We start from the raw sequence: 17,931 nt of genomic DNA, 5'->3' as shown, positions 1-17,931 counted from the left end.
CGTAGTGAACTACAAACACATCTTTTCGCAGGCGATCGACCGGCTTCATGAAGAAGGTCGCTACCGCGTATTCATCGATATCCTGCGCAATCGCGGGTCTTATCCCAATGCCCGTTGCTTCCACGGTCATAACGGTCCCAAGCCCATCACCGTCTGGTGTTCCAACGACTACCTTGCCATGGGCCAGCATCCCAAGGTCGTCGCCGCGATGGAAGAGGCGCTGCACGATGTCGGCGCCGGCTCCGGCGGCACCCGCAATATCGGCGGCAACACCCATTATCATATCGACCTGGAAGGCGAGCTGGCCGACCTGCATGGCAAGGAAGCCGCGCTGCTCTTCACGTCGGGCTATGTCTCGAACGAAGCGACGCTGTCCACCCTCGCCAAGCTGCTGCCCGGCTGCATCATCTTTTCCGACGAACTCAACCACGCCTCGATGATCGCGGGCATCCGCAATTCGGGCTGTGAAAAGCGCGTCTTCCGTCACAATGACGTCGAGCATCTGCGCGAGCTTCTGGCCGCTGAAGACCCCGAAGCGCCCAAGCTGATCGCCTTCGAAAGCGTCTATTCGATGGACGGTGACGTAGCCCCGATCGCGGACATCTGCGACCTGGCCGACGAGTATAACGCACTGACCTATTTGGATGAAGTCCATGCAGTGGGCATGTATGGCGCGCGCGGCGGCGGCATTTCGGAACGCGATGACGTCGCTGGCCGCCTGACCATTATCGAAGGCACGCTGGGCAAGGCGTTCGGCGTCATGGGCGGCTATATCGCCGCCGACCAGATGATCGTCGATGTGATCCGCAGCTATGCGCCCGGCTTCATCTTTACCACCTCCCTCTCGCCCGTATTGGTCGCCGGCGTGCTGGCCAGCGTGCGCCACCTCAAAGCATCGAGCGAAGAGCGCGACGGCCAGCAGGCATCCGCCGCGCTGCTCAAGCACCTGATGGCGGAGGCGGGCCTGCCGGTCATGCCGTCTGTCACGCACATCGTCCCGCTGATGGTCGGCGATCCGATCAAGGCCAAACGGATCAGCGATATTTTGCTCGCCGAATATGGCGCCTATGTGCAGCCCATCAATTACCCCACCGTGCCCCGCGGCACGGAACGGCTGCGCTTCACGCCCGGCCCGGCCCATGACGAAAAGATGATGCGCGACCTGGTGTCGGCGCTGGCGGAAATCTGGGATCGTCTGGAACTGGAAAAGACCGCGCGTCAGGCCGCCTGAGTTAAGGCGGGATGCTCACCCGGCGTTGGCACCCATGATAGCCATCAGCCGATCAAGCGGCTGTCCCGGCTTCATTTCCAGCGGCACATAGGGAATGCGCGCCGCCAGGGCGGGTGGCAGACCGGTGCCACTGTAGATCACGAATGGCACGCCCCGGTCTAGCAAGTGCAGCGCAACCGGGGTGATATCCCGATCCAGCAGATTGGCGTCCATCACCGCACCGGAAATATCGGTGTCCGCCAGCATCACCAGCGCTTCTGCAACGCTGGCGAATGGCCCCAAAACGACGCCGCCCATTTTCTCGACATCCTGCGCCATCAGCATCGCGATGATAGGCTCGTCTTCGACGATCAGAATCGACAGTCCAGTGAGCATGGGCTCGCCTCCGTAGAGCGGGAGCGCCTCTGTCTCTCAGTCGATGATGCTCGGAGCGGGCCATCGATGGGGATATAACGATATGAATTCAGGTTAGTTGCAACACAAGGCCCATCTTAACGACTGATCCATCGCATGGCGGCCGCCGACCACTGATGGACGTGGGGGTAAGCTGTCTGACATCGCACACAGCGTTGAACCCATCAGTCGGTCAGACCCGCATCATGCCGACGCGCAGGGCGTAGCCGCGATAGAGCGACCGGCAACTGGGCAGGCCACCGACCGCCTCCGCCGTCCGCTGGACCGCGGGGGCCAGGTCGGGCCGCGGCGACACATGAAATTGGGCCAGCCAGCCGAACAGGGCGCGCTTCCACAGCGCAGGCAATTCCTCCTGCTGGCCGAAATCGACAATCTCCAGCCTTCCACCCGGCGCAACGCATCGGGCGGCCTGGGTCAGCGCATCCTCCCAGTCAGGGATCATTGACAGCGCATAGCTGATGAACACCCGGTCGAAGCCGACTCGCCCGAACAGGGCTTGTGCATCGAACCCGCAGGCGTCCCCTTGCGCCAACGTCACCCCGTCCGCCAGGCCGGCCTTCGCCACCGCCGCCCGCGCCGTCTCCAGCATCGCTGCACTGATATCGACGCCATAAAGCCGTGTGCCGGGCCATGCCTTGCCCACCGCGATCAGGTTGCGTCCGGTGCCGCAGCCAATCTCCAGCACCGCGCCACCGACCGGCGGATCAAGATCGGCGATCAACCCGTCACGCCCTAGCAGATAATATTTGCGGGTCAGGTCGTAGATATGCCTCTGATAGCGATAGACACCGTCCATCAGCCCGCCATGATCGCTCGACTTTTGCGCTGTCACCGGGCCGTCTTCAACACATAGAGATGCACGCCGCCATAGATGGCCGACCGGTCGCGCGCCGTATAGTCGAGCGACGCCTCCGCCCGATAGTCCCAGCGGTCCAGCACATCGCCCGCCACCCGCCCTGGCAAGATGCTCGGCTCGCCAGCGGTGCGGAACAGGACACGCGCGCCCGGCTTGGCCGTGCGCGTGATCTCACCCCACAGCGCGTTCAACTGCGCGTCGTCCATCCAGTCCTGCGCATCCAGCAGGATATAGCGGTCGCACGACGCCGTTGGTTGGCTGGCGAGGAAATCCGTAAAATTGATGTGCCGCACATCGACACGGCTGGCCCGCGCCCGCACCGCCTCATGGTGCGCGGCTTGCAGATAGGGCGGCAAAGGCCCTTCTCCCCCGGCATAGCCCCGCCCGAACGCCTGCACCGCGAAATAATTGTCCTTCAGGTCGAAATCGCAGGCCAGCTTCTCCAGCCGCGTCTTGAGCACATTATCCATCCGCGCGTCGCCGGCCAGCGCCTCGAACTGGGCGGGCGGGATGCCGAGGCCAAACAGCGATGCCGGCTGGCTGGTCAGCCAGCGCACGAAGCCCTTGTCGAAGATCGGCGCCAGTTCAGCTTCGAAGATCGCGCGCTGCTCTTCCCGGCTCCGCGCATCCAGCATCCGCTTGGGATTGACGCCATGCAGCCGCGCCAGCAGATGCGCCGCGCCGATGAAGCGGCCAAGCAGGCCATGTTTATAGATGCCGCGCGCGAATCCGCCGATCCGCCGCCGGCCGATCAGGTCGCGCCCTTCCCAGTAACGCCGCGTCGCCTCGTCCAGATGCGGTGCCACGATGTCGCGATAGGCCGCGACATTTTCCCTGCTGTCCGCCTGGGCGAAGAAGCGGTGAAAGGCGGCATGGTCCGGCAATGTGCGCGCCGCAGCCAGCTTGAGTTTGTTGAGCGCGATATGCGCGGTGTTGAGGTCGACCGCCGTGATCTTCGCCGGATCGGCGGTCAGGTAGCTCAGCACATTGCAGCCGCCCGACGCGATCGTCACGACATGGCTGTCGGGCGTGATCGCAAGCGCCTCCATGTCCACCGCCGGGTCTTCCCAGATCTGGGCATAGACCAGCCCACGGAACGCGAAGGTGAAGGCGCGCTCCAGCAACCCCTGTTTCGACAAATGCCGGTGGCGATGCACGGCGTCGGTGATTTTCTGATGGCCAGTCTTGTCCTGATAGCCGATCTGATCCGCTGTCGCTGCCATGGTGCGCACTCCTCGCTGCCGGGTCGTTCCGGCGCGGATAGGGCAATGGCATGTCGCCCGCATGACGGGCCGGTTACGCCATGATGACGGCCTTTGGGGAAATGGCCTTGCGGAACCGGGACGCCCTCTCCCATCTTCTGCATCCATGGCCCACTGGATCGAACCCCACCCCACCGGAATCTATGTCCGTCCCGCCGATGCCTGGATCGATCCGTCGCTGCCGCAGGAACGGGCGCTGGTAACCCACGGCCACGCCGATCATGCGCGTGGCGGCCATGGCCATGTCTGGGCGACGCGCGAGACGCTGGCGATCATGGGTCTGCGCTATGGCACCGCCAGCGGCACCGCGGTCGGCTATGGCGAGGAAGTGCGGATGGGCGGCGTCACCATCCGTTATGTCCCCGCCGGCCATGTGCTGGGATCGGCGCAGATCGTGCTGGAACATAGCGGCGAACGGGTGGTGGTGACGGGCGATTACAAGCGCCGCCCCGACCCGACCTGTCTGCCGTTCGAGCCGGTCCCGTGCGACATTTTCGTGACCGAAGCGACCTTCGGCCTCCCCGTCTTCCGCCACCCCGATACCGGCAGCGAGATGGACCGGCTGCTCGCCGCGCTCCATGCCAATCCAGACCGCTGCGTGCTGGTCGGCGCCTACGCGCTGGGCAAGGCGCAGCGTGTCATCTGTGAACTGCGCGCGCGCGGCCATCATGACGCTATCTATATCCATGGTGCTATGGAACGGATGTGCGCCCTCTACGAGGAATTCGGCGTCGCCATGGGTGAACTGCGCCCCGCCACTGGCGTCGCGGCCAAGGACATGCGCGGCCACATCATCGTGTCGCCACCTTCCGCCCTCAACGACCGCTGGAGCCGCCGCCTGCCCGATCCCATCACCGCCATGGCGTCCGGCTGGATGCGGGTGCGCCAGCGCGCACGGCAAAAAAATGTCGAACTGCCGCTGGTCATATCCGACCATGCCGACTGGGACGAACTGACCGATACGATACGCGAAGTCGCGCCCAGCGAAACCTGGATCACCCACGGCCGGGAAGAAGCCCTGCTCCACTGGTGCATGACCCACCAGATCCGCGCCCGCGCCCTGGCCCTGGTCGGCCGCGAAGATGAGGATGAGGGATGATGCGATCTCATACCCCACATCCGCTCGGTTCGAGCCTGTCGAGAACCCTGGCGCAACGGTTCTCGCCCTTCGACAGGCTCAGTATCTCGAACCGAACGAGGGCGTGGAAATGAGGCAATTCTCCCAACTCCTCGACGGTCTCGTCTATACCCGCTCGCGCAACGCAAAGCTGAACCTCATCGCCGCCTATATGCGCGAAGCCCCCGATCCCGACCGCGGCTGGGCGCTCGCCGCTCTGACTGGCAATCTCGACCTGAAGGCCGTCAAATCCTCCGCCATCGGCGAAATGATCCGCGCCCGCACCGACCCCATCCTCTATGAAATGAGCCGCGACTATGTCGGCGACCTTGCCGAAACCGTCGCCCTGCTCTGGCCCAAACGGGAAGAGCAGCCCGCCGAACTGGACGACGGCTCGCTCAGCCTGTCCGCCGTCATCGATCGCCTCCACGCCGTCAGTCGCGCCGCCGCGCCCGATGCCCTGGCGCAGATGATGGATCATCTCGACTCCTCCGGCCGCTTCGCCCTGCTGAAACTCGCCACCGGCGGGCTTCGGGTGGGCATTTCCGCCCGCCTCGCCAAGACCGGCTTCGCGCAGGGCTTCGGGCTCGGCGTCGATGATGTCGAACAGGTCTGGCACGCCCTCGCCCCGCCCTACACTGCGCTGTTCGACTGGGCGGAGGGCCGCACCGGCCGCCCGGACCCTGAAGGCACGCCCTATTTCCGTCCCTTCATGCTCGCCCATCCACTGGAAGCCGACAGCGTCGATTTGGCTGACTATGCCGCCGAATGGAAATGGGACGGCATCCGCATCCAGATCGTCGGCACCGGGAGCGAAACCCGCCTCTACAGCCGAGGCGGGGACGATATTTCCGGCAGCTTCCCGGAGATCGCCGCCGCCTTCACCGGCCATGCGGTCCTGGACGGCGAACTATTGGTGAAGGGCGAAGTGCAGGGCGCGGCCGAACATGGCGGGGCCGCGGCCAGCTTCAACGCCCTGCAACAACGCCTCGGCCGCAAAGCGGTCAGCGCCAAGATGATGGACGAATACCCCGCCTTCGTTCGCCTCTACGACCTGCTGATCGAAGGCGAAGATGACCTGCGCGCGCTCCCCTGGACCGATCGCCGCGCTCGGCTCGAAGCCTTCATGCCCGGCCTTGATCCCAACCGCTTCGATCTGTCCGCCGTCATCGACGCCCTCGATTTCGATGCACTCGCCGACATCCGCGCCGGTGCCCGCGACGCTGCGATCGAAGGGGTCATGCTCAAGCGCCGCGACAGCCCCTATGTCGCCGGGCGCAAGGCCGCGCTATGGTACAAGTGGAAACGCGATCCGCTGACCGCCGATTGCGTCATGATGTACGCCCAGCGTGGCCACGGCAAACGCTCGTCCTTCTATTCGGACTATACCTTCGGCTGCTGGACGGATGACGGCGAACTGCATCCGGTGGGCAAGGCCTATAGCGGCTTCACCGATGAGGAACTGAAGTGGCTCGACCGCTTCGTCCGCCAGAACACGACCGCCCGCTTCGGTCCGGTGCGCGAAGTCGAAAAGACGCTTGTGCTGGAGGTCGCGTTCGACAGCATCCACGACAGCAAGCGCCACAAATCGGGCGTCGCCATGCGCTTCCCCCGCATCGCCCGCATCCGCAAGGACAAGCCGGCGGCGGAAGCGGATACGGTCGAGGGATTGAAGAAGCTGATCAGTTAGCGCAGGCTTAGCGGAAGGGAGAACGACCATGGCCTATACCGGAAGCTGCCATTGCGGCGCCGTCGCTTTCACCGTCGCGGCGGACGCGCCTACCGAAGCGATGACCTGCAACTGCTCCCATCGCAGCCGCAAGGGGATGGTCCTGACCTTCGTCCCCGCTGACCAGTTCAGCATCGAAAGCGGCGCGGACCATCTGACCGACTATCTCTTCTACAAGCACGCCATCACGCATCAATTCTGCAAGATCTGCGGCACCGAAGCCTTTGCACTCGGCAAGTCACCGCAGGGCGACATGCGCGCAATCAACCTGCGCTGCGTGCCCTCCATCGACATCGACGCACTGACGATTCAGAAGGTCGACGGGGCCAGCTTCTGATCCGCACAAACAAACGGGCCGACGGCAAGGGGTGCAGCCGTCGGCCCGTCGGCCGTCACATCATGACCACGAGGTCAGAGGACAACGGGGGTCAGGGCATCAGCACCGTGTCGATGACGTGAATGACGCCGTTGGACTGATTGACATCGGCGATCGTCACCTTCGATTTGCCGCCCTTGGCATCCTGCAGATACACCGACGACCCCTGGACCCAGGCAGTCAGCGGCTCGCCCTGAACGGTCGTCAGCGTCGCCTTGCCGCCACCGGCCTTAACCTGCGCCACCAGATCAGCGGCGCTCACCTTGCCAGCCACCACATGGTAGGTCAGGATTTTCGTCAGAGTGTCCTTGTTCTCAGGCTTCAACAGCGTTTCGACGGTGCCCGCGGGCAGCTTGGCGAAGGCGGCGTTGGTCGGCGCGAACACGGTGAACGGTCCCGGACCCTTCAGCGTCTCGACCAGGCCGGCGGCCTTGACCGCTGCGACCAGCGTGGTGTGGTCCTTGGAATTGACCGCGTTATCGACAATGTCCTTCGTCGGGTACATGGCCGCGCCGCCGACCATCGGATTTTCGGCCATCTTCGCATTGGCGACGCCGCCGCCTGCGGCCATGAGCACGCTGGCGAGCGCGATTGTCATTGGGGTGAACTTCATCGGTGCATCCTTCCACTATCATGTCATCCCAAAAGCATCGGGATGCGCGGCAGATACGCCCGAGCGTAACTAATAGATGCATCCATGGCCTAAAGGGCACATGGGGCGACTGGACGATCGCACTGCGTCTTTGCTCTGTCACGCGACGTCCCTATATGGGCGATTTCGCGCGTCGGTGCGGCACAAGGATGGAGCAGTTGAATTGAGCAAGGTTCTGGTCATAGGCGCAGGCGGCGTCGGGTCTGTCGCGGTTCACAAGATGGCGATGAATCCAGACATATTCAGCCATATTACCCTCGCCAGCCGCCGCCTCGTCAGTTGCCAGAAGGTCGCCGAATCGGTGAAGGCGCTGACCGGCGCGACCATCGACGTGGCGCAGGTCGATGCCGACAATGTCGCAGAGACGATCGCGCTGATCGAGAAGGTCCAGCCCAAGTTGGTCGTGAACCTCGCCCTGCCCTATCAGGATCTGGCGATCATGGACGCGTGCCTCGCGACCAGGACCGACTATCTCGACACCGCCAACTACGAACCGCGCGACACGCCCAAGTTCGAATATAGCTGGCAATGGGCCTATCAGGAGCGGTTCAAGGAAGCCGGCATCATGGCGCTGCTGGGTTCCGGCTTCGACCCCGGCGTCACCAGCGTCTTTGCCTCCTACATCAAGAAGCATCTGCTCGACACGATCGACACGCTCGACATTCTCGACTGCAACGGCGGCGACCATGGCCAGCATTTCGCCACCAATTTCAACCCGGAAATCAACATCCGCGAAGTGACCGCGCCGTCGCGCCACTGGGCGAATGGCGAGTGGGTCGAGGGTCCGGCCTTGAGCCACAAGCAGAGCTTCGACTTCGACCAGGTCGGACCGAAGAACATGTACCTCATGTATCATGAGGAACTGGAAAGCCTCGCCAAATTCTATCCCGAAATCAAACGCATCCGCTTCTGGATGACCTTCGGCGATGCCTATCTGAAGCATCTCGAAGTGCTCCAGAATGTCGGCATGACCCGGATCGATCCGGTGATCTATAATGGCCAGGAGATCATCCCCCTACAGTTCCTCAAGGCCGTCCTGCCCGAACCGTCCAGCCTGGGTTCCACGACCAAGGGCAAGACCAATATCGGCGACATTGCCACCGGCCAGAAGGACGGCGTCGAAAAGACCGTCTATGTCTATCAAATCTGCGACCATGAGGAAGCCTATGCCGAAACCGGCAATCAGGCGGTCAGCTACACCACCGGCGTCCCCGCGATGATCGGCGCGGCGCTGATGCTGACGGGGGCATGGAAAGGCGAAGGCGTGTTCAACATCGAACAGTTCGATCCCGATCCCTTCATGGACATGCTGAACAAGCACGGCCTGCCCTGGCAGGTGAAGGAACTGGACGCGCCGCTGGATTTCTGACGACTTTAGTCGTCACCCCAGCGAAGGCTGGGGTCTCATGCGGCGTCGCCGTGCCCTATCGCCTGAGACCCCAGCCTTCGCTGGGGTGACGGAGTATGTTGTTATGGAAACCCGCGCCGGCGATCCCGCCGCTTTCGCCCGCTTCGACCTCTACCGCGTCCCTTCGCCCGCCTTCGTGGTGGACGAGGCTGCGGTACGGCGGAACCTTGCCATCCTGCGCGACATAGGCGACCGCGCGGGCATCAAGGTGCTGGGCGCGCTCAAGGCTTTCTCCATGTGGTCGCTCGGCCCCGTGCTGGGCGAATATCTGGACGGCGTCTGCGCGTCGGGCATCTACGAAGCGCGCCTCGGCCGCGAGGAATATAGGGGCGAAGTCGCGACCTATTGTGCCGCCTACAAGCCCGATGACCTCGCCGAAATCCTCAAAATTTCCGACCATGTGATCTTCAACAGCCCCGGCCAGATCGCGCGGCTGAAACCCGTCATCGACGCCGCCCGCGCCGATGGCCGCATCTTCGACATCGGCCTGCGCCTCAACCCCCTCCGCCCGGAGGGGGAAGTGCCCAAATATGATCCCTCGCAACCGCACAGCCGCCTCGGCTTCCCGGTGAACCAATTGCGCCCCGAACATCTGGAGGGGGTCGACGGCCTGCACATCCATAATCTGTGCGAACAGGATTTCGCGCCGCTGGCCCGCACCTGGGCCGCGATCGAACCTTATGTCATGCCCCATATCGAACGCCTCAAATGGCTCAACTTCGGCGGCGGCCACCATGTCACTCGCGCCGATTACCAGATCGACGATCTGATCGCCTTTCTGCAACAGATTAAGGCGCAGACCGGCCTTGAACTCTATATCGAACCGGGCGAAGCGATGGCGCTCGACGCGGGCATTCTCATCGGCGAAATCCTCGACGTGATGGACAACGGAATGCCTGTCGCCATCACCGACATCAGTGCCACCTGCCACATGCCTGACGTGATCGAGGCGCCCTATCGCCCTGCCATGCTGCATGAACCGGACGACGGTCCGGTCACCCGACTCGGCGGCCCCTCCTGTCTCGCGGGCGACATTATCGGCGATTATCGAATCCCCGGCGGCGCGGAACCGGGCGCGCGTATCGCCTTCCTCGACCAGGCCCATTATTCGATGGTGAAGACCAACACTTTCAACGGCGTTCCGCTCCCCGCCATTTGGCTGTGGAACTCAGAAAGCGACCAACTTACGGAAATAAGGTCGTTTTCTTATGAGGATTTCAAGGCCCGTCTCTCATAACGCACGTTTCGTAGCCTGCCGCGCAATAAAATTTTCACATGCGCTTTACAGGGGGGACCCCTCCGCATATATCGGCCGTCCGCTGCCCCATGGGACTTCCACCGCAAGGCAGCTTCTTCGCCCTGAACTACACTGGAGGTCCCTTGAATTGCACAAGCATCCTAGCGCGCTGGGGGTAGCGACCACCCTCAAACCGGCAGCACCGGTAACGCTGATTCGTCCCGAAGCCGCTGCTCGGGCCGCCCGATTCTTCGTTGAGAAGTTTCCGGGCCGCTCACTCTATGCGGTCAAGGCGAACCCGTCACCCGATCTGATCCGTACCCTGTTCGCCAACGGTGTCACGCATTTCGACGTGGCTTCGATCGCGGAAGTGCGTCTGGTCGCCGATACGCTGGCGGGCGAGGAGGGCTTCAAGCTCTGCTTCATGCACCCGGTCAAGGCCGAGGAAGCGATAGCGGAAGCCTATCATCGCTACGGCGTGCGCACCTTCTCGCTCGACACGATCGACGAGCTGGAAAAGATCATGCGCGCCTGTAACGACGCGACCGATCTGGAATTGTGCGTGCGTTTGCGCGTATCGTCCGAACATTCTGAGCTCTCTCTTGCTTCGAAATTCGGCGCCGAACCGGGCGAAACCCGCGAACTGCTGATGGCCACGCGCCAGGCCGCCGATGCGCTTGGCATCTGCTTCCATGTCGGCAGCCAGGCGATGAGCCCGCGCGCCTATAGCGATGCGATCGAACGCGTCCGCGCCGCGATCGTGGACGCAGCCGTCACGGTCGATATCATCGATGTCGGCGGCGGCTTCCCGTCCATCTATCCGGGCATGGAGCCGGTCGCGCTCGAAAATTATTTCGAAGCTATCCATCGCGGCTTCGAAAGCCTGCCGGTCAGCTATTCGTCGGAACTGTGGTGCGAACCCGGCCGCGCGCTGTCGGCGGAATACAGCTCGATCATCGTGCGAGTGGAGCGCCGTCGCGGCACAGAACTCTACATCACCGACGGCGCTTATGGCGCGCTGTTCGATGCGGCGCATATCGGCTGGCGCTTCCCGGTCGCCCTGCTGCGGGAAGACGAGAGCGAGGAGGAACTGACCGCCTTCTCCTTCTACGGCCCGACCTGCGACGACATGGACCATATGGTCGGCCCGTTCATGCTCCCCGCGGACGTGAATGTGGGCGACTATATCGAAATCGGTATGCTTGGCGCCTATGGCGCAGCGATGCGCACCGGGTTCAACGGCTTCACGTCGGAAGCCACGATCGAGGTCGAGGATGAGCCGATGGCCAGCCTCTATACCGAAGTCGTGCCGATCCGCCGTCGCGCGAACGTCATCAAGCTCGGCTAAACCGACTCCGGCTCTCCCGGAGAGGATGCCTGTTCCCGGCCGACCACGAGCCGGAACATAAAGAAACTGCCAATCCCTCGCCGTTCCCCCCCGCGGCGAGGGATTGTCTTATCTGCGGAAGATGCCGACCATCTCGACATGGGTGGTCCAGCGAAACTGGCCCACCGGCTTGACCCTATCGAGCCGATAGCCCGCTGCCGTCAGATGCGCCGCATCCCGCGCGAAACTCGCCGGATTGCAGGAGACATAGGCGATCACCGGCACCGCCGACGCCGCCAGTTGCAACACTTGCTCCCGCGCGCCCGCCCTCGGCGGATCGAGGATCACCGCCGCAAAGCGATTAAGCTCCTCCGGCGTCAGCGGTCGCCGGAACAGGTCGCGATGATCCGCCGCCAGCCGCCGCTGCGCCCGCCCGGCGGCCAGCTTCAGCGCCAGGATTGCATCGCGCGCGCCCTCACCGGCATAGACCGGCCGCCCGTCGCCCAGCGCCAGCGCAAAAGTCCCAAGACCCGCGAACAGATCGGCGATCGCCCCCGTTTCCGGCAACGCATCGCGCACAGCGCCCACCAACGCCGCCTCGCCATCGGGCGTCGCTTGCAGGAAAGCGAAGGGCGGAAAGCCCACCGGCACCCCGCCAAAGCTGATCGTCGCCGCCTCTGGCTCCCAACGCGTCTGCGCGCCATCGCCTTCATCGATCGTCAACCGCGCCAGCCCGTGCGCCCGCGCAAAGTCACCCAGCGCCTCGTCCGCTGCCAAGCCTTCGACCTTCACGCCCTCCAGCAGCAGGTCGACGCCCTGGTCGATCAGCGACATCTTCACATGCGCGGCGCGCTTGTCGGGCAGGATCGTCGCCAGCAGCCCCCGCAGCGGCGCCACCAGCGCAAACAGCCGCGGGTCGAGCACGGCGCACATTTCCAGGTCGATTAGCCGGTGGCTACCCTCCTCAGCAAAGCCGATGGTCACGCGCTTGCCCGCCCTTGCAGCCCGCAAAGCCGCGCGCCGCCGCATCATCGGCGGTGAGATATACGGCGGCAGCACCGTGGCAGGCGCGACGCCCTGCCCCGCCAGCGCGCCGGTCACCCGCCCCGTCACAAAATCGGCATAGCTTGCCTCGTCCAGTTGCTGGATCTGGCACCCGCCACATTCTGGAAAATGGACGCAAGGTGGATCAACATGATGCGGCCCGGCGATGATCGCGCCGTCGGGACCGATCCGGTCGCCCGGCGCAGTCAGCGGGAAATGGCGGCCATCGGCCGTGATGCCGTCGCCCTTGGCGGCGATGCGGATGATGATGTCTAGGTCGGTGTCTGTCACAATCGCGCGGCGATAGCCGCTGGCAGGCTCTCAAGCAAATCATCCGCGACAAAGGCCGCCCCGGCCCGCCGCGCCGCATCGCCATGCAGCCACACCGCCTCGCACACCGCGCGAAACGGATCGCCTGTCACCGCCAACCGCCCGGCGCAAAGCCCGGCCAGCACGTCTCCGGTCCCGGCGGTCGATAGCCAGGGCGACGCGCCCAACGCCACCGCCGCCCGCCCGTCCGGCGCCGCGATCACGCTGTCTGCGCCTTTATACACCACAACCGCCCCCGATTGTTGCGCCGCCGCCAACGCGCGGTCGATCTTGCTGCCGGGCAAGTCGCCGAACAGCCGCTGAAACTCGCCCTCATGCGGCGTCACGATCGCGGGTGGAGGCAAATCACCCAATCCCTTTTCCGCAAGCAACCACAGGGCATCGGCATCGGCGACCATCGGAACCCCTGCCGTGGCGGCGGCGGCCAGCCTCTCCCAAGCGGCATGGTCGCGGCCAAGTCCAGGGCCGACCAGAACCGCCTTGGCGCGACTGAAATCCAGGGATGCATGTTGCACGATCGCATGGCTCATGCGCGGAACCGGTCCGTTGGCGAGCAATCGGACATAGCCCGCCCCCGATCGCGCCGCCGCTTCGGCTGACAGGCAACTGGCCCCTATCATGTCGCCGGCAACCACAGCGACCAGCCCGCGCGTATATTTATGCGCCTGCGCAACCGGCGCAGACAATAAAGGCGCACCCAACCGATGCACCGCGCTCGGCACCGCGATGCCGATATCCGCCAGCACCAAACGCCCGATATGCCCCGCCGCAGGTTGCAACAGATGGGCCGGTTTATATGCGCCAAAAGCGATGCAGGCGCTGAAATGCGGCACAGCGGACAGCAAAGCACCACTGTCGCTCTCGACCCCGCTCGGCAAATCGACCGCATGGCGGATCGCCGCCGCCCCGGCCAGCGCACACAGCCGCACCGCCACCGCGTCGTCCAAACCGCGCGCCAAGCCAGTGCCGAACAACGCATCCACCAGTTGCGTCGCTGGCGCAGCGGTCATCACATCCTCGACCAGCCCGCCCCATGCCGCCCGCGCGCGCTGGCTCGATACAGTCCGGCTTTCGCCCAAGGCCGCCACCCGCACCGGCACGCCACGATCGCGCAAGATCCGCGCGATCACATAGCCGTCGCCGCCATTATTGCCCGGCCCGCATAGCACCAGCGCATCCCGCTTATGCCCCGCCCGCCAGATGATCGCCGCCGCCGCCGCGCCCGCCGTCTCCATCAACCCATAATCATCGACGCCCGCATCGAAAGCCGCCTGCTCCGCCGCGCGCATCTGCGCTGCCGTCAGGATCGGCCCGCCGGTCATCGCCCGGAACCGGCCATCCGTGCCGGCAGCCGATAGCGATCGTCGCCAGCAACCACCTCTATCCGCTTGTCATCCACTATGGTGAGCTTCGCCGCCTCCGCGCCATCGGCGGCTTCCAACCCGCGCCCATCCGCCAACACGCGAAAGCGGCGAAAGCCACCGTCGGGATGCCGGATCGTCAACATCTCGCCCGCACGCTCGACCAGGCAATCGCGCGCCCATCCGCCCGACCCTGCCAGGGCGCAATCCGCCTTGCCGTCATCGACCGGCGCCGCATCTGCCGCAACAACAGAATTATCGCGCGAAGATGCCGCCTCGCCACCACAACCCGCCAGCAGCATCAAAGCCGCCACCCCCATTCCGCCACGTATCATGCCAATCGGCTCCTGCATGCCAGCACCACTGGCCCCAATATCGCTGCGAACCGCGCCTGTCCGGCGGCGTCGCCGACCAGATCCTGCCGCATCTCCACGCCCAGATAAGGGATGCCATTGGCTTCGGGATGGCGGTTCATCGTCGCATTGAGCACTGTCCCGGCATAGGGCAACTGGTCGCCGACCATCAGCCCCGCCGCCTCCAGGAGAGGAATGGCGATCCGCGCGGCGCGATCGTCCTGATTATACAGCACGCCGATGTCCCAAGGCCGCTGCTGCCCCGGATCGCTCGCTAGCCGGGGCGTGAAACTATGGACCGACAGGATGAATGGCGACGTCATGCCCGCCAGCAGCGTCGCCACGCGTTGATGATAGGGATGGTGAAAGCGCATCATGCGCGCAGCCAGATCCGCATCACGATTGCCGGGGATCGCATGGCCATCGCTCATCACCGGCAGCAGGCCCGGCGCATCCTCCTCGCGGTTGAGGTCGATCACCAGCCGCGACACGCCGCCCAATATCGCCGTTGCGCCCAACTGCACCGCCAGCAGCCGGCTGACCTCCGCCACCCCGATGTCGATCGCGACATGCTCGCGCAGCAAAGCCGGGTCGATGCCTAGATCAATATCATCCGGCACATGCGCCGATGCATGATCGCCCACGATCAGCAGGTCCAGTCCGCCGCCGTCAATCTGTGTGTAGGCTTCGCTCATGCGCACCTGATCCGCGTTTCCATCACCCACCAATCGGGCCGTGCCTGTCGCACCGCCTGCGCCGCCGCCGCCAAGGCGCGGTCGCTACGAAACAACCCAAAGCAGGTCGCGCCCGATCCCGACATGCGCGCCAGCAGCACATCCTCCTGCGCCGCCAGCGTCGCCAGCACATCGCCAATCACCGGCGCGATCGCCAGCGCAGGCGCTTCCAGATCGTTCCGCCCGCCATCCCGCAACACCCCCAGGCTGGAGCCATCCAGCGGCCCGCGATCGACCCGGTCCCATCCGGCGAATATCTGCGCGGTCGATACGCCGACGCCCGGATTGACCAGCAGCATCGGGCATGCGTCCAGCCCCTCGACCGCATGACGCATCAGCCTCTCGCCGCGACCGCCGACCATCTGCGTCATGCTGGTCACACAGGCCGGCACATCCGATCCCAAGTCCAGCGCCAGCCCTGTCAATTCATCCGGCTCGATCCGCACATCCCATAACCGCGCCAGCAGTCGCAGCGTCGCCGCCGCATCCGCCGACCCGCCGCCGATCCCGGACGCCACCGGCAGATTTTTGGTCAGCCGTATCGCAGCCCCGCGCTGCTCGCCCAGATAGGACTGCAACGCCCGCGCCGCCCGCATCACCAGATTGTCCGCGCCCGCGTCCAGCGTTGCCCCGAACGGCCCGTCGATCGTCAGGTCGATCGCGCCATCCTCATTCTCCCAACCCTGCAACCGATCGCCATCGTCCGCAAAAACGAACAGGCTCTCCAGCGCATGATAGCCATCGTCCCGGCGCGCGCGCACATGCAGCGCGACATTGACCTTGGCATAGGCGATTTCGGTCACGGGCGTCGTCAACGTCTCACCATCCAGCCCTGCGTCAGGGTGCGGCATATTCGGGCCTCATCCCCATTGTGCGCTTCGCCGCCAGCCGCGTGGCGACGTCACCTTCTGCGAAGACCGATGCCGCGGCCCAGGCGTAGCGCGCCTCATAGCGCCGCCCCGCAACCCACAGCGCATCGCCCAGATGTTCGTTGATCGTGCTGTCGGTCGGCGCCGCCGCCGCCGCGCGCTCCAATACCGGCACTGCGGCATCGACATCGCCCGTCACGAACTGCGCCCAGCCCAGCGAATCGGTGATCGATGCATCCTGCGGCTTCAATGCGCTCGCCTTCTTGAGCAATTCCAGCGCCGCTGCGACATTCTGCCTCCGCTCGATCTGCGCATAGCCCAGATAATTGAGGATCACCGGCTCATTGGGCGCGATCTTCGCCGCCCGCTCCAGCACCGCACGCGCCTCGTCCCATCTTTTGCCCTGTTCCAGCGCGCTTCCCTCGAACAGCAGCAGCGTCCAGGGCAGTTGATCGTCCGCATAGCCCGCCTGCGCCGCCCGGAACGCCGCCGCTGCACCGTCGAAATCATCGCGTTGCGCCAGCAGTCGCCCCAGCCGCACCTGCCGCTCCGCCTCCGCGCCCGGTGCCGCCGCCTGCGCGCGCGCCAGCGCCAGCGCGCCATCCATGTCCCCCGCCGCCGCCAGCGCATCGATCAACTCGGCCTGCGCGAGCGCACCATACCAGCCATCGACCGGCACTTTCCGCGCCTCAGCAACCCCGCCCGCCGCATGACCCTGCGCCGTCAGCAAACGGGCCGCAACGATATGGATTTCGGGGCCGGTGGGATCGGCGAAGGTGGCGATCCGCGCCAACCGAAGCCCCAATGTGGAACTGTCGGCATCGGACGACACATCGACCGCCAGCCGCGCCAGCAACCGCGCGAATCCCTGCGCCGGCGTCGTCGCTGCGCCAGCCGCCTTCAACCCCTTGCCTTTTTCGATGTCGGCGCGGGCCTGCGCGAAATTGGCGCTGCCCACCGGCAACAGGGTCAAGGCTTCGGTCTTCGCGCCGCGCGCCGCAAATTGACCGGCAAAGGCCACCCGCAACGCCGCGCCATCGCCGCTGCGCACGGCCAGCGCCCGTCGCGCCGCGGGCGCCGCCGTCGCCAAGTCGCCCCGCGCCAGCGCCTGCAAAGCCGCATGTTCATCGGCATAGCGCAGCCCCAGCGCCGCGAAACGATCCTTCCCGTCGATCACCGGCGGCGCATATTGCCCCTCGCCCAGCGATATCCAGCTACGGATGATCGGAGTCAGAAAGGCGAAATTGCCTTCCTCGAGCATCCGGTCGGTCAAGGTCCGCGCGTCCGCCCAATCCTTGGCCGACAGCGCCTCCCCGATCAGCAGCAGCGTCCCGTCGCGCGGCAACGCTCCCGCGCCGTCCAGCAGCGCCGCCGACTGCCGCGCGAGCAGCCGATCCCCGCTTTCCAGCGCCTGGACATAGGATCGCCGGGCGATCTCGATCCGCGCCGGGTCCTGCTTCAACGCCTCGCGATAGCTGGCGACCGCCAGCCCCAACGCCCCGTCCCCGTCCGCCATCCGCGCCCGGGCATAAGCGTGGAGCGCGCCATTTCGGGCCATGGCGCGATCGACCGACGCCCCCGCCATGGTCGGAACCACCGCCGCGGTCGTCAGCATCAGCAACAGGGTCAGG

General features: G+C 64.9%; 17 protein-coding genes. 7 read left to right on the top strand and 10 right to left on the bottom strand.

What is annotated here, in order from left to right:
* Nucleotides 1-4: 4 nt before the first annotated feature.
* Complete coding sequence (hemA, locus tag CEQ44_RS13135) at nt 5-1,231, top strand: 5-aminolevulinate synthase (RefSeq protein WP_088182160.1); 1,227 nt, start codon at nt 5-7, stop codon at nt 1,229-1,231.
* 15 nt (nt 1,232-1,246) lie between these two features.
* On the opposite strand, the gene CEQ44_RS13130 is transcribed toward hemA, so the two are convergent.
* The 3 genes from CEQ44_RS13130 to CEQ44_RS13120 all read right to left on the bottom strand — a co-directional run bounded on the left by CEQ44_RS13130 (nt 1,247) and on the right by CEQ44_RS13120 (nt 3,724).
* The gene (locus CEQ44_RS13130) at nt 1,247-1,606 is read right to left on the bottom strand and encodes a response regulator (RefSeq protein WP_254913659.1); all 360 of its coding nucleotides are present in this window, start codon (nt 1,604-1,606) and stop codon (nt 1,247-1,249) included.
* A gap of 211 nt (nt 1,607-1,817) precedes the next feature.
* Nucleotides 1,818-2,441 carry a class I SAM-dependent methyltransferase gene (locus tag CEQ44_RS13125; protein ID WP_088182230.1) on the bottom strand — a complete coding sequence of 208 codons (624 nt, stop codon included), beginning with the start codon at nt 2,439-2,441 and terminating at the stop codon, nt 1,818-1,820.
* Between the two features lie 32 nt (nt 2,442-2,473).
* Nucleotides 2,474-3,724: a DUF3419 family protein gene (locus CEQ44_RS13120; RefSeq protein ID WP_088182231.1), complete on the bottom strand. Its 1,251-nt coding sequence runs from the start codon at nt 3,722-3,724 to the stop codon at nt 2,474-2,476.
* A 145-nt stretch (nt 3,725-3,869) separates the two neighbouring features.
* On the opposite strand from CEQ44_RS13120, the gene CEQ44_RS13115 reads away from it, so the two are divergent.
* The 3 genes from CEQ44_RS13115 to CEQ44_RS13105 all read left to right on the top strand — a co-directional run bounded on the left by CEQ44_RS13115 (nt 3,870) and on the right by CEQ44_RS13105 (nt 6,946).
* The gene (locus CEQ44_RS13115) at nt 3,870-4,862 is read left to right on the top strand and encodes a ligase-associated DNA damage response exonuclease (protein WP_088189980.1); all 993 of its coding nucleotides are present in this window, start codon (nt 3,870-3,872) and stop codon (nt 4,860-4,862) included.
* 109 nt (nt 4,863-4,971) lie between these two features.
* Entirely contained in the window at nt 4,972-6,570 is a 1,599-nt protein-coding gene (locus CEQ44_RS13110) for a cisplatin damage response ATP-dependent DNA ligase (RefSeq protein WP_088190794.1), read from the top strand.
* A gap of 28 nt (nt 6,571-6,598) precedes the next feature.
* Complete coding sequence (locus CEQ44_RS13105) at nt 6,599-6,946, top strand: GFA family protein (protein ID WP_088182162.1); 348 nt, start codon at nt 6,599-6,601, stop codon at nt 6,944-6,946.
* 91 nt (nt 6,947-7,037) lie between these two features.
* Here CEQ44_RS13105 and CEQ44_RS13100 read toward each other — a convergent pair whose 3' ends face one another.
* Entirely contained in the window at nt 7,038-7,598 is a 561-nt protein-coding gene (locus CEQ44_RS13100; protein ID WP_088182163.1) for a fasciclin domain-containing protein, read from the bottom strand.
* Nucleotides 7,599-7,800: 202 nt separating this feature from the next.
* Here CEQ44_RS13100 and CEQ44_RS13095 point away from each other — a divergent pair, with 202 nt between their 5' ends.
* The 3 genes from CEQ44_RS13095 to CEQ44_RS13085 all read left to right on the top strand — a co-directional run bounded on the left by CEQ44_RS13095 (nt 7,801) and on the right by CEQ44_RS13085 (nt 11,630).
* Entirely contained in the window at nt 7,801-9,006 is a 1,206-nt protein-coding gene (locus CEQ44_RS13095) for a saccharopine dehydrogenase family protein (protein WP_088182164.1), read from the top strand.
* Nucleotides 9,007-9,109: 103 nt separating this feature from the next.
* Nucleotides 9,110-10,282, top strand: coding sequence for a carboxynorspermidine decarboxylase (locus CEQ44_RS13090; RefSeq protein WP_088182165.1), 1,173 nt, complete (start codon nt 9,110-9,112; stop codon nt 10,280-10,282).
* A gap of 148 nt (nt 10,283-10,430) precedes the next feature.
* Nucleotides 10,431-11,630 carry a type III PLP-dependent enzyme gene (locus CEQ44_RS13085; protein WP_088182166.1) on the top strand — a complete coding sequence of 400 codons (1,200 nt, stop codon included), beginning with the start codon at nt 10,431-10,433 and terminating at the stop codon, nt 11,628-11,630.
* Nucleotides 11,631-11,738: 108 nt separating this feature from the next.
* Here CEQ44_RS13085 and CEQ44_RS13080 read toward each other — a convergent pair whose 3' ends face one another.
* The 6 genes from CEQ44_RS13080 to CEQ44_RS13055 are packed head-to-tail and all read right to left on the bottom strand — an operon-like array spanning nt 11,739 to nt 17,915.
* Nucleotides 11,739-12,944, bottom strand: a complete 1,206-nt coding sequence (locus tag CEQ44_RS13080; RefSeq protein WP_088190796.1) for a class I SAM-dependent RNA methyltransferase — start codon at nt 12,942-12,944, stop codon at nt 11,739-11,741.
* Nucleotides 12,941-14,305: an NAD(P)H-hydrate dehydratase gene (locus CEQ44_RS13075; RefSeq protein WP_088182167.1), complete on the bottom strand. Its 1,365-nt coding sequence runs from the start codon at nt 14,303-14,305 to the stop codon at nt 12,941-12,943. Before CEQ44_RS13075 ends, CEQ44_RS13080 begins: the two co-directional genes overlap by 4 nt.
* Complete coding sequence (locus CEQ44_RS13070) at nt 14,302-14,679, bottom strand: hypothetical protein (protein ID WP_088182233.1); 378 nt, start codon at nt 14,677-14,679, stop codon at nt 14,302-14,304. Before CEQ44_RS13070 ends, CEQ44_RS13075 begins: the two co-directional genes overlap by 4 nt.
* Nucleotides 14,676-15,392, bottom strand: coding sequence for an N-formylglutamate amidohydrolase (locus CEQ44_RS13065; protein WP_088182168.1), 717 nt, complete (start codon nt 15,390-15,392; stop codon nt 14,676-14,678). Before CEQ44_RS13065 ends, CEQ44_RS13070 begins: the two co-directional genes overlap by 4 nt.
* Complete coding sequence (locus CEQ44_RS13060; protein ID WP_088182169.1) at nt 15,389-16,282, bottom strand: 4-(cytidine 5'-diphospho)-2-C-methyl-D-erythritol kinase; 894 nt, start codon at nt 16,280-16,282, stop codon at nt 15,389-15,391. The genes CEQ44_RS13065 and CEQ44_RS13060 overlap by 4 nt, the downstream gene beginning before the upstream one ends.
* Nucleotides 16,269-17,915, bottom strand: coding sequence for a tetratricopeptide repeat protein (locus tag CEQ44_RS13055; protein WP_373438196.1), 1,647 nt, complete (start codon nt 17,913-17,915; stop codon nt 16,269-16,271). Before CEQ44_RS13055 ends, CEQ44_RS13060 begins: the two co-directional genes overlap by 14 nt.
* Nucleotides 17,916-17,931: the final 16 nt, after the last annotated feature.

The organism is Sphingobium sp. Z007 (assembly GCF_900013425.1).
GTDB lineage: Bacteria > Pseudomonadota > Alphaproteobacteria > Sphingomonadales > Sphingomonadaceae > Sphingobium.
The sequence above is the reverse complement of the archived record's forward strand: the minus strand, read 5'-3'. Positions and strand labels throughout refer to the sequence as shown.